The sequence below is a fragment of the Acinetobacter haemolyticus CIP 64.3 = MTCC 9819 genome, assembly GCF_000369065.1.
Taxonomy (GTDB): Bacteria; Pseudomonadota; Gammaproteobacteria; order Pseudomonadales; family Moraxellaceae; genus Acinetobacter; species Acinetobacter haemolyticus.
Map to the genome: position 1 here is coordinate 132,419 of NZ_KB849807.1, position 12,567 is coordinate 144,985.

Below are 12,567 nucleotides of genomic sequence, written 5' to 3' on the forward strand. Positions count from 1 at the left end.
GTCTTTTTCATACAGTTTGTATTATTTCTTTTCCAATATACGTGCAGGATTTCCTACCACTGTTATGCCTGCCGGTACACTTTTAGTTACCACAGCGCCCATACCCACAACAGCACCTTTTCCAATAACTAGAGGCTTATCAGGTGTGCCCTGTTTAATTACTGCACCTGTCCCAATATATGCATGATCCTCTATATGAATATTGCCATTGCATTTTACGCCAGGAGCAAAGGTGACGTAATCGCCAATTACACAGTCATGCTCGACATAACTGTACAAATTAGCATGAAAGCATTTACCTATCTTGATATTTGACGTAATTGTCACGAATGGGCTCAGCGCAGCACCCTCTCCGATCTCAACCTCATCCATAAACAAGGTATTGTCAGCATATACAGACCATAGATTCATTCCATCTTCTGCAAGACGATTGGCTATCTTTTCTCTAACACTACTATTGGCAATCGCGATAAGCACATGTTTATTTAAGTAATTTAAATCTTTGAAAGTCTGATAGTTTAATGCCACATGACCATTAATCTTTTGAGACGCGACCAAGCTGTCATCTATAAAGTAGAGTTCGGCTTGGATGCCCATCCGTTGTAAGTGCTGACGGGCAACTGGCATTAAACTTCGGCCACAACCTGAGGCGCCATAAACAGCATAAATATTATTGTGGTTCATTCTGATTGTCCGATGCTGAACCTGTAAACTTGGTCATCGTTGCTTCGCCTGCTTCACTGATATCATCTTTAGCGATCACTTTTTTCACTGTTTTCAACATGATTTTAAAGTCCAACCAGATCGACTGATTTTCAACGTACCATGTATCTAGTTTAAACTTCTCTTCCCAGCTGATGGCATTCCGTCCATTGACTTGCGCATGGCCCGTCATACCTGGACGTACATCATGACGCTTGGCTTGATCTTTATTGTAAAGTGGTAAATATTCCATCAGTAATGGCCGGGGTCCCACAACACTCATATCACCTTTAATCACGTTCCACAGCTCTGGCATTTCATCTAAGCTAGTCGAACGAAGCATTTTTCCAAAAGGTGTTAAACGTTCACTATCTGGCAAAGGATTACCCTGTTCATCCAGAGCATCCTTCATAGTGCGAAATTTAATCATTTCAAATGGTTTACCATGGAGACCTGGACGTACTTGTCGAAACAATATTGGCGAACCTAAGTTCTTTTTTACTTTATAAGCCACAAAAACATATAAAGGAGATAAAAGGACTAATGCAGTAGAGGCAATTACAATATCTAATAAACGTTTGATCATTTCAATAATCCCATTTCAGTTAGCATATGTTTATTAACTGCATCAACATCATATTTATTTAAAGCAATTTCACGAGATCTTTTGCCCATTTTCGCAATTAACTCAGGAGAATCAATTAATATCTTCATAGCTTCTAACAAGCTCTGGACAGATCTAACCTCAACTAAATATCCATTATCGCCATGGATTACAGTTTCTTTACAGCCAGGTGCATTCGTTGTAATGATAGCTCTTCCCATTGCCATAGCCTCAAGCACAGTTCTAGGTGTTCCCTCTCGATAAGAAGGTAATACATATACAGAGCTAACTTCGATTGCAGGACGTACATCAGAAAGTTTACCCCAGTATTTCAGCCTACCATCCGCAATCCACTCGTCTAATTCTTGTTGAGTAATCGCTGTTGGGTTCTCATCGATCCATCCGACCAAGTGAAACTCAGTTTCTGGGTATATTTGCTTAATCTGTTTAGCTGCCTCAGCAAACTCTCTTACGCCTTTGTCAACCAATAAACGTGCAATAAGCAAAAAAGATATCTTAATTTGTCCAGAATTACTTTTAGGTGGCTCAACAACTGTAAAGTCTTGAACATTTACTCCAGAACCATTCACGACTACTGTAGGCTTATTGTGATTAACTAAGTTTAGATCGTGGAATAATTGTTGATCATCGGGATTCTGAAAGAATACTTTGTGGCTATGTAAAAGTGCATATTGATATAGTCCATGCACAAGCTTCTGAAAAAAACTGCGACGACTACCTTGTTCTACATTCTGAAATGCATAACCAAGTCCAGTAATCAGCGCAAAACGATGAGGTACCTTAGCTAGCCATGCAGCTAAGGTGCCATAAATAACAGGCTTAATAGTATAGGATAATACATAGTCTGGTTTTACTTTTTGCATCAGTCTATATGTTGCCCATAATGTTTTAACGTCACTGAGTGGATTAGTACCAGTACGTTGCATTGGTATTGCATGTATATAATAGCCTAAAGCTTCCAACTCCTGTTGTTCTGTTTTAAACAATCTCAAATCAGGCGCAATAATATGAATTTCAAAACCTTGACGTTGAACAGCTTGAAGTAACTTTCCACGAAAATTCAAAACTGATGGGAGGTAACTACAAATTAAAATAAATTTTTTGTTCATTACTTCCTCACTATCTTAGTATTGAAAAAACATAATAATAGAATTAAAAATAAGATATTAGGTATTCTATTTTGCAGAAATAAAGCTGGATCAGAATTAGAGAGCATATAAGTAAAAGAAGTAACCAAAAAAGCATAAAAACCTAATAAAATAGGATTTTCTTGGCTTTTAGCTCTAAACATAATATCAAAAAACCTAAAGAAAATACCTAAAATAAAACCATGTAAAATAACTCCGATGATACCTAACTGTAAATATCCAAAAGCTACAGCTCCTGGTGGTATTTCGCTATCCCAAACCCCGTAAACTATATAGGTATTAAAATATGATATTGAATCAGGAATATCAAAACCTAAAAGTTTAAAAGGCTTAAATACCCAATAAACATAATCCCCTAAATACCTAAAATTATAATCATATTGCATAAAGTTAATCAAAGATAAGTATTGATGACTGAATTCCGAAACAATAATATTATAAGAATCATACAAAGTTATTAAAAAATCATTTTCAAAAAAAACATCCTTATCAAAATTTTCATTATTTAAAGCAAATAAAAAAGTTTTACCAAACAATATATATATAAAAGCAATAAATGCAAAAATAGAAGTCGCTAATATAGGAATTTTTTTGTGGATAGAAAGATAAACCACCAATATAGAAATCAAGAAAGCTATACCTGCTTCTCTACCAGCACTTAAATAAATAGAAAATAAAGCAAAAAAAGATATAATCACAAAAAATAAATAATCTATTTTTTTCACTTGTTTTTTATAAAAAATAAAAGCAAGCATAATCATAAAAGAGAGATTTATATATTTCGAGAAACTAGCAACAAATGCAGCTAAATAGTTTTTATTGTCATCAGTACCACTTCTTATCTGCGACATATTTGATAAAACATATTCCAACCCCCCATAACTTTTAATAAAAAATAATAAAGAAAATAAACCAACAAGAAAAATAATTAGAGAGGTTTTTCTTACTTGCTTAGCACTAAAATCCATCTCAATTTTAAATTTCTTACTTCGCATAATTAAAGTTCCTAAATACATAGAAACAAAAAAAATAAAAACCACAAAAATTGGAGCCAAATAATTAATATCATAAATATTTGATAAAAACCTAGGACTAGCAACCTTATTATAAGAAAAAATTAAGGCTAATGGGGCTAAACAATAAATAACTACAGACCACACCAGCACCATAAAAGTTAAGCTAACACCAAACTGCTTATATTCCTTAAATAACCAGAATATTAATGAAAAAAGCATTAAGACAATAAGAAAAATAGCCATCAAATATAAATCCTATTTATATTTTTAATGAAATTATCAATAGAGAAGTCTCTAGATCTTTTTATATTAAAAATCTCTATATCCTCTTTTAATTGAGGATTTTCTATTAATCTTATAATTTCTTTACTAAAATTAGCTATTTCATTTTGAATTAGTCTTCTATTATCTATCAAATATTTACTATCCCCCACATCTCGACTAACTACTGGTAAGCCTGTAGCCATTGCCTCAACTACAACATTAGGGAAACCTTCAGTCTTAGAATGTAAACAAAAAATATCCATTGCTTTTAAACATTGCGGGATATCTTTACGTTGGCCTAGTAGCCTAAAATTATTTTCTAATTTTTTTCCCTTAATCCACCTCATTAACTCTTTATTCTCGTTTGTATTATCTCTTCCAACTAACATAAATATTAATTCTGGAGACTTCTCAACTAGATTCTCTGCCACATCTATAAAAAATTTTTGATTTTTAACAACATTGAACCTACCTACTGATCCAACTACAATAGCATCATTGCTTATATTAAATTCTTGCCGTATTCTCTGACGATCTTCTTTACTAGCTACTAATTTATCTAATTCAAAACCATTGGGAATAACGTGCATTTTTTTTTCATCATAACCCAGCTTGACATGGACCTCTTTAGAAATATGTGCGGCACATATTATATCTGATGGAATAAAATAAGATAATTTTGCACAAATTTTACTTAATATAACTGTTAGCTTAGAACCACCTTGAGAAACATCAGTAGTGCGAATCCCCCATATAATTTTTTTTATTTTTAGGGTCTTAGCGACTACTCCTCCAATAAAGTCCGCATGATACATCCAGGTTTGAACAATATCTGGCTTAATCTCTTTCAATAACTTTCTTAAAGAAAAGCATACTTCAAAAATAGACAAGATATTTCTCATATTCAAAGTATATACAGTAATTCCCTCTTGTTTTAATTCCTTACCAATTACTCCGAGGTCTGTTAAGGAAATGACTTCATGCTTAAATTTACCTTCCAACCGACTATTTAAAATTAGCCGTTTAAGCATTAATTCAGCCCCACCTACATTTAAACCTATAATAATATGTACAACCTTTCTCATTTGATATTTAACCAACTAGACACTTCTAGATCAGCTTCCTCATTACTGAACTGCTGTGTTGCACCACCAGGATAAAAAGTAATTTCACCAAATTTAATGTCACCATTTAAGTTATATAAATCAACTCGACAAAAAACAAAGGGGTTAGAAATTCTTTCCGCATACTCAATCATGACATTTAAATTATTTGGTTTTTTAACTAGACTAGTATCAAAATTCTGTCTTCCTACAGTAAAATTCATTAAGTTAAATTCACGATCATAGATATTTCGTTTAGCAGAAGGATTATGTGTACCATCCTCAGCCGCTGTATCAATATCAACAAAAATCATTTTGACCTTACCATGAAAACAGAAAAATCTAAAATCTAATAAAGGCTCGGTAGTCTCCAAAAAATTTTCTACTAAAATTTTAGGTTTAATATTTTTATAATTCCACTCTCGTGATTGAAAGTAATAATTCATTTTTAAAGCTGAATTGAACTTTTTGACAATTTTATCACAATCAAAATTATCTTTATTTGAACTGTCATAAAGTGCATTTATTCCTGAAACATGATTACATTTTATAAAATATTTACCGTTTAACTCTTTGAATGGAATATCTTCTGCTTTATCGTATATTCCATATATTTCTGTTAAAAGGTTTTCTAAACCTATTGATTTTAAATATTTTCTTACCTCAACCTTATCACTACATTGAGTCATAAGAGAGTTTCTGTTATTTATTTTAAGCCACCATAGTTTTTCATTAAAAAATCTAGGATTCTCAAGATCTAAAGTTTTCCCTGTATTTTCCCTATATTTTATCTTTGCAAAAAGCTCGTCACTCATTTTTGAGGTAGAATTAGTTTTTATGACATTTAAAAAACTATAAATAGCTTTTAGAAATTTACTATTATTAGATAAATCTCTAATATATTTTTTAAGATAAAAATACATATTTTACACCCTAACCATATCGATCTTTTTAGAATTCAAATAGCACAGTACAAACCTTACTAACCAAGTAAACATAACACCCAACAATGCTCCGACTGCCATATATAGATAAGTTAAAATACTTACCATAAAGAATCCTATTAATGAAGTAATTATAGTTATATTTCTTAATGCTTTATCCTCACCAAGTGCTCCTAATAAATTTATCCCATAAGCTATCATTAAACCATATATAATAGGAGCCAGGGTTTGTATATACATTAAGCTTCTAGCAAGGTTTAAATTATCATGAAAAATGAATTTCAAACCAAAAAGTGTTAAAGATATTTGCAATAAAAATAAAACTAGACTAGAAAGAAGAATAACTTTTAAGAATTCCTTAAACTTTGATATATCTCTAGAAAGAATAGGAAAATATACTTTAGATATTATTCCTAAAGCTTGTTCTGAAATATTCATAACTTTTCTAGCTATATCATATATTGCTACATGAGCTAATGTACCAAAAAAACCTAAAACTATATAAGAATATATATTATAAAAGTTAGGAAGTAAAATATTAACAAACATACTCCAGTCCTTTTTTAATTTTAACACAACTCTTTTTAAGCTTACTATTTGAATACTTTCAAAGTCTAAATATTTAAAAACAAAAACAAAATAAAGAAAAAAACTGAACAACTGACCTACTATATAAAATGCAGGCACTAGATATATCTGCTCTTTATTATTAACCAAAAATAATATTAGAAAAAAAGAAATTATCTTACCAAAAACCTCACCTATAGCTATTTTTTTCATATCTTCTAACCCCTGAAAAAACCAGGAGGGACATAAAGACAGAAGCATAACGTTTAAAGAAGATAGACCAATTAGTAAAATATTATTTCTAATAAAAGGAATGAAGGCCGACAGGAATATTAACAATACAATCCCAGATATACTTAAATATATCTTACAAGTTGTAATCTCCATTAATAAAATAGTGTTTTTTCTATTGTCAAATTTATTTATAGAAACTTCACGTGTACCCGTGTAGGAAAATCCGTAGTCTATTAAGGTATTTAAATAAGCACTTATAGCAGTGACTATTGCCAATAGGCCTATTAACTCTAAACCTATGGTGTTCATTAAATGAGGTATAATAAGTAAAGGCAACAACATTGTTGTTATCTTAACAAATCCTAAAGACAGAAAATTTTCTATAATTTTCTGTCTACCAGGAACTGCTAAAAACTTAATTAATTTTTTTCTCATTTTAAAATGTTTACATACCACTGCATTGCTATATTAATTCCTTTATCAATACGAAATTTAGGCTCATATCCTAAAAATTTTTGAATTTTCTCGACAGATGCTTGTGAGTGTCTTACATCTCCAGCTCTAAAGTCACGATATACAGGCTCTTTCTCATAAATCACCTTATTTTCGCCTAAGGCAAATTTAATCGCATTAAATAAATCATTTAGGGTAGTTCGATCTCCTACAGCGACATTATAGACTTGATTTTTTGCTTCTTCATTTATCGTAGTAGCAGCTAAAATATTTGCCTGAACTGTATTTTCGATAAAGCAGAAATCTCGACTGGTTTCACCGTCACCATTGATAAAGACATCATCGCCTTGAATCATTGCCGCTGTCCACTTTGGAATTACCGCAGCATATGCTCCATTTGGATCTTGACGCTTTCCAAATACATTAAAATAACGTAGACCAATACATTTAAAGTCGTATGTACGAGCGAATACATCTGCATATAACTCATTAACGTATTTAGTTACAGCATATGGAGATAATGGATTACCGATATTTTCTTCTACTTTAGGAAGTGCAGGATGGTCGCCATAAGTCGAGCTACTTGCTGCATAGGTAAAACTTTTTACCTGTGCATCACGAGCAGCTACTAACATATTAAGAAAACCTGTAATATTTGCGGCATTAGTCGTAATTGGATCAGCAATGGAACGAGGGACTGAACCTAGAGCTGCCTGATGTAAAACGTAATCAACATTTGCACACGCTTTTTGACAGTCTTCAAGATTTCGAATATCACCTTGGATAAATGTGAATCTCGCCCACTGTTCTGTCGTAACTAAACTCTGCACTTCATCTAAATTATGTTGATGACCCGTTGCGAAGTTATCTAGGCCAATGATTTTTTGATCTAGTTTTAACAAGGTCTCAAGCAAGTTTGAGCCAATAAAACCAGCAACTCCCGTAATTAACCAGATTTTAGGCTGTTGTTTTAATTGCTCACACACTGATTGATATTGGCTCATTTTTAGTTTCCTTATGATTTATAAACGGATATCTGACTCTGCTTGAGATAAAACATATTTTAAGTCATATAAAACATGATTTGTTTTACCCAAAGCACGGATAGCATCAGCACCCATTTCTTTAAACTGCTCATGCGCAACAGCCAAGATCACCGCATCATAAGTATTTTTTTCAACTGACTGAACGGGTGTAATCCCATATTCATGCTCAGCTTCTGCTTGGTCAACCCACGGATCATACACATCAACTTGTGTCTCGTATTCTTTTAGCTCAGCTACTATATCAATAATTTTGGTGTTTCGAATATCTGGGCAGTTTTCTTTAAAACTAAGGCCTAGGATTAAAACTTTGGCACCTTCCACCTGAATTTTCTTTTTAATCATTCCTTTAACAAGCTGAGTAACGACATAAGCACCCATATTGTCATTTAAACGACGACCAGCAAGAATAATTTCAGGGTGATAACCAATTGCTTGAGCTTTATGAGTTAAGTAGTATGGATCAACCCCAATACAATGCCCCCCAACCAAACCAGGACGGAATGGCAAGAAGTTCCATTTAGTACCTGCAGCCTCAAGTACGGCTTCAGTATCTATGCCCATCTTATTGAAGATCACAGCCAACTCATTAATCAGTGCAATATTGACATCACGCTGCGTATTTTCGATTACTTTAGCAGCTTCAGCAACTTTAATACTCGGTGCTTTATGCGTTCCCGCTTCAATAACTAAGTTATAAACCTGATCAACAAATTCAGCAATTTCTGGCGTTGAACCAGACGTAATTTTAAGAATATTAGTCACACGGTGCAATTTATCACCTGGATTAATACGCTCTGGACTATAGCCTGCGAAAAAATCCTGATTAAATTTTAAACCAGATACCTGCTCAAGCACTGGAATACATGCTTCTTCTGTTGCCCCAGGATAAACAGTTGACTCATAAACAACGATATCTCTTTTTTTCAAGACTTTACCAATACTCGTAGAGGCTTTTATTAGAGGTGTTAAATCGGGTTGTTTATAGTCATCAATCGGAGTTGGAACGGTGACAATAAAAAAATTACAATCTTTTAAATCGTCTAAATCTGCTGTATAGCTCAAATGAGAGGCTTGCTTTAATTCTTCTGGCGAAACTTCTAGCGTGTGATCTTGCCCACTTTTAAGTTCATCTACACGCTTTTGATAAATATCAAATCCAACAACCGAGACTTTCTTACCAAATTCAACTGCCAGTGGTAAACCGACATACCCTAAACCAATAATTGCTATTTTTAACTCGGCAAGTGTTAGCATAAATAAAGCCTTATCCCTTACAATTTTTATCTGTAGATACTGCATAGAACAGCAATGAAATAATTGCGCGTACTATATAGTAGATTTTTTATAGCCTCTACATTTCAATTGTATGAATGTGTTTACAAGCTTTCATAACCCATACACTGCCAACCCAATATTGTGAAGCTCATCACAATATTATAAATTAAATGGTAAGTTTTATACTTAGTAATGTTTAAATCAATTTACTTATCATAAAGTCAACGATTGTCTGACTAGCCGTGCCGTCACCATAGGGGTTGTGTGCTTCAGACATCGTCTTATAGGTTGTTAGATTTTCTAATAAATCAATCACAGCATTTTCAATTGTATTCACATCGGTGCCTACTAAACGCACCGTTCCTGCCTCAACAGCTTCAGGGCGTTCTGTTGTATCTCGCATGACTAAAACTGGTTTACCTAAAGAAGGAGCTTCCTCTTGGATACCACCGGAGTCGGTCAAGATTAAATAGCTACGATTCATCAAATAAACAAAGGGTAAATAATCTTGAGGTGCGATCAGAAAAACATTGTCAATATTTGCCAGCAGTTCATTTACAGGCTGCTGTACATTTGGATTTAGATGAACAGGGTACACGATCTGAATATCAGGATATTTTTTTGCAAGGTTTGCCAAAGCAGTACAAATATTGAGAAAACCTTGCCCGAAGTTCTCACGGCGATGGCCGGTAACTAAAATTAATTTTTTACTTTTATCTAAAAAGCTAAATTCTTGCTCGAACGTCTTAATGAGTTGCTGCTCTTGTTCCACTTTGGTTTTAACCTGAAGTAAAGCATCAATCACGGTATTCCCTGTAATCACCACTGTTGCGGGATCAACATTCTCATTCATCAAATTCTGATAAGATGACTGGGTTGGCGCGAAATGATAATTTGCGAGTACACCCGTGAGTTGACGATTTGCTTCTTCTGGCCAAGGTGAATAAAGATCACCGGTACGCAAACCTGCTTCGACATGACCAATTTTAATTTTATGATAATAACCCGCTAGTGAGGCTGCAAAAGTTGTTGCAGTATCGCCATGCACAAGAATCAGGTCAGGCATCCATTCTGCAAATACTTGTTCGAGTCCTTTCAAAACGCCTGAAGTTACATCCGATAAGGTTTGTCCAGGTTTCATTAAATTAAGATCAAAATCAGGCTTTAAACTAAATAATTCTAAAACTTGATCGAGCATCTGACGATGCTGCCCCGTCACACATACCTTAGTTTCAAAGTCTTGATCGTATGCTTGTAATTTTAATGCTAAAGGTGCCATTTTAATTGCTTCTGGTCGTGTACCGAATATCAGTAAAATTCTTTTTTTCATTTGATCTCACCTATTATTTTTTATACGAAGCCATCATACAACACATCCTCTCAACGAAAACTGTTCAGAACTGTTTTACTTCATTAAGTTACAATTACAATAAAAAGGTTCTGTTCAAAGCGAAAAATCCTCACAGGAAAGAAAAGTCTGTTTATAAATGCCGATCATTGCAGTAATACTAAACATACAAAGCCCCTATATTTCTCAATGCTTTTTTGAGTTTTTTCAGCTAGAATTGGACAAATTCTGGGCCTCAAGACTGTGAGTTTTTAGGCTACTGATATTAATTAGATATAAATAATCAAGGGTCGTGTGTGAAGTATTATCAGCTTTTTTCTATTCTCGCGGTGAGTATCGCTGCAACTAGTTGTGCTGTTACCTCGGGCTTACAAACCTATGACATCCCAGCAGAAGGGCTGTATACCACCGATCTGGGAACAACAGTCAATGTCATTAAGATAGATCAGGAAAACCTAGCTGCTGTGCAACCTGCACAAGTGAACTATCAGCATCAATACAACACTTTATTTCAAAAACAACAAGTCAGCTATCGTTTAAGTGCAGGTGATGTGCTTTCAATTCAACTGTGGGCTTACCCTGAAATCACTCCATCAGTTAATACTGTAAACAATGAACAAGCTGTCCAAGCTTTAGGTTACCCGATTGATGCGAGTGGCTATATTCAACTCCCTTTAGTTGGTCGTTATAAAGCGTCCGGGAAAAGTTTGGCACAACTGAATACTGAACTACGTAACCAGTTTGCACGTTATTTAAAAAATCCTGATGTTATCGTTCGTGTTTTATCTTATCAGGGCCAACGTTATTCAGTACAAGGCAGTGTGCTTCGTGGTGGTCAATTCTATTTAAATGACCAGCCAACCAGTATTTATACTGCACTTGGTATGGCCGGCGGCATTAATGACAAAGGCGCAAATACTTATATTCAGTTGATTCGTAATGGTCAAACTTACGATCTGAACACAATCGAGCTTGAAAAGTCAGGCTACTCACTACATAAACTTTTAGTACAACCGAATGATACGATTTATGTGAGCACGAGAGAGAATCAAAAAATTTATGTGATGGGTGAATCTGGTAAGAATCAGGCGTTACCTATGCGTGATCAAGGCATGACCTTAAGTGATGCTTTAGGTGAAAGCTTAGGAATCAACCCGCTATCAGGCAGTGCTAGTCGTATTTACGTACTCAGAACCAATCCAAATGACCGCAGCACGGCACTGTATCATATGAATTTGATGAGCTTGGGTGATTTTGGTCTTGCCAATCAATTTAAATTGCGCAGTAACGATATTGTCTATGTGGATGCAACTGGTTTAACGCGTTGGCAGCGAGTGGTCAACCAAATTATTCCTTTCTCAAGTGCTTTATATAATATTGATCGTTTGGGGAACTGATGCAGATTAAAAATATCTTGGTGATCTGTGTAGGAAATATCTGTCGCAGTCCAATGGCAGAATATTTCTTAAAGCAAGCCTACCCCCAACTTCATATTGAATCTGCTGGTATCTCAGGCTTAACAGGTCATCCAGCAGATGAAAAAGCGCTGCATTGCATGCAAGCACTTGATATCGACATGAGTGCACATATTGCAAAAAAGCTAAAAGCCGAACATCTTAAAAATGCGGATTTGGTTTTGGTGATGAGTCAAAATCAACAAAAACATATTGAACAAACATGGCCATTTGCTAAAGGCAAAGTCTTTCGCCTAGGACATTGGCAAAATAAGAATGTGTCCGATCCCTATCAACATGATCAAGCTTTTTTTGATAGTACATGCCAGCTGATTCAGCAGTGTGTGGCTGATTGGAAAAAATATATTTAACTTTTAGATTTAAGATT

Annotated in this window: 12 protein-coding genes; 2 read left to right on the forward strand and 10 right to left on the reverse strand. The window is 34.2% G+C overall.

Annotation, left to right across the window (positions count from 1 at the left end):
• Nucleotides 1-21: 21 nt before the first annotated feature.
• From F927_RS13395 to wecB, 10 genes are all read right to left on the reverse strand, one after another.
• Nucleotides 22-684, reverse strand: coding sequence for a NeuD/PglB/VioB family sugar acetyltransferase (locus tag F927_RS13395; protein ID WP_005085831.1), 663 nt, complete (start codon nucleotides 682-684; stop codon nucleotides 22-24).
• A complete protein-coding gene (locus tag F927_RS13400; RefSeq protein ID WP_004637408.1) occupies nucleotides 671-1,288 on the reverse strand; it encodes a sugar transferase in 618 nt (205 codons plus the stop codon). The genes F927_RS13395 and F927_RS13400 overlap by 14 nt, the downstream gene beginning before the upstream one ends.
• Entirely contained in the window at nucleotides 1,285-2,436 is a 1,152-nt protein-coding gene (locus tag F927_RS13405) for a glycosyltransferase family 4 protein (protein ID WP_004637407.1), read from the reverse strand. Before F927_RS13405 ends, F927_RS13400 begins: the two co-directional genes overlap by 4 nt.
• On the reverse strand, nucleotides 2,436-3,734 hold the full coding sequence (locus tag F927_RS13410) for an O-antigen polymerase (protein ID WP_004637406.1): 1,299 nt from the start codon (nucleotides 3,732-3,734) through the stop codon (nucleotides 2,436-2,438). The genes F927_RS13405 and F927_RS13410 overlap by 1 nt, the downstream gene beginning before the upstream one ends.
• Nucleotides 3,734-4,840, reverse strand: coding sequence for a glycosyltransferase family 4 protein (locus F927_RS13415; RefSeq protein ID WP_005085834.1), 1,107 nt, complete (start codon nucleotides 4,838-4,840; stop codon nucleotides 3,734-3,736). The genes F927_RS13410 and F927_RS13415 overlap by 1 nt, the downstream gene beginning before the upstream one ends.
• Nucleotides 4,837-5,781, reverse strand: a complete 945-nt coding sequence (locus tag F927_RS13420; protein ID WP_005085837.1) for an ATP-grasp fold amidoligase family protein — start codon at nucleotides 5,779-5,781, stop codon at nucleotides 4,837-4,839. The genes F927_RS13415 and F927_RS13420 overlap by 4 nt, the downstream gene beginning before the upstream one ends.
• 3 nt (nucleotides 5,782-5,784) lie before the next feature.
• Entirely contained in the window at nucleotides 5,785-7,038 is a 1,254-nt protein-coding gene (locus F927_RS13425) for an oligosaccharide flippase family protein (protein WP_005085838.1), read from the reverse strand.
• Nucleotides 7,035-8,060, reverse strand: coding sequence for an NAD-dependent epimerase/dehydratase family protein (locus F927_RS13430; protein ID WP_005085839.1), 1,026 nt, complete (start codon nucleotides 8,058-8,060; stop codon nucleotides 7,035-7,037). The genes F927_RS13425 and F927_RS13430 overlap by 4 nt, the downstream gene beginning before the upstream one ends.
• Nucleotides 8,061-8,078: 18 nt before the next feature.
• Nucleotides 8,079-9,356, reverse strand: coding sequence for a Vi polysaccharide biosynthesis UDP-N-acetylglucosamine C-6 dehydrogenase TviB (gene tviB, locus F927_RS13435; protein ID WP_005085841.1), 1,278 nt, complete (start codon nucleotides 9,354-9,356; stop codon nucleotides 8,079-8,081).
• 217 nt (nucleotides 9,357-9,573) lie between these two features.
• Nucleotides 9,574-10,707 carry a non-hydrolyzing UDP-N-acetylglucosamine 2-epimerase gene (gene wecB, locus F927_RS13440; RefSeq protein ID WP_005085843.1) on the reverse strand — a complete coding sequence of 378 codons (1,134 nt, stop codon included), beginning with the start codon at nucleotides 10,705-10,707 and terminating at the stop codon, nucleotides 9,574-9,576.
• A 314-nt stretch (nucleotides 10,708-11,021) separates the two neighbouring features.
• Between wecB and F927_RS13445 the strand changes: the two genes are divergently transcribed.
• On the forward strand, nucleotides 11,022-12,122 hold the full coding sequence (locus F927_RS13445) for a polysaccharide biosynthesis/export family protein (protein WP_005085845.1): 1,101 nt from the start codon (nucleotides 11,022-11,024) through the stop codon (nucleotides 12,120-12,122).
• Nucleotides 12,122-12,550, forward strand: a complete 429-nt coding sequence (locus F927_RS13450) for a low molecular weight protein-tyrosine-phosphatase (RefSeq protein WP_004637394.1) — start codon at nucleotides 12,122-12,124, stop codon at nucleotides 12,548-12,550. Before F927_RS13445 ends, F927_RS13450 begins: the two co-directional genes overlap by 1 nt.
• Nucleotides 12,551-12,567: the final 17 nt, after the last annotated feature.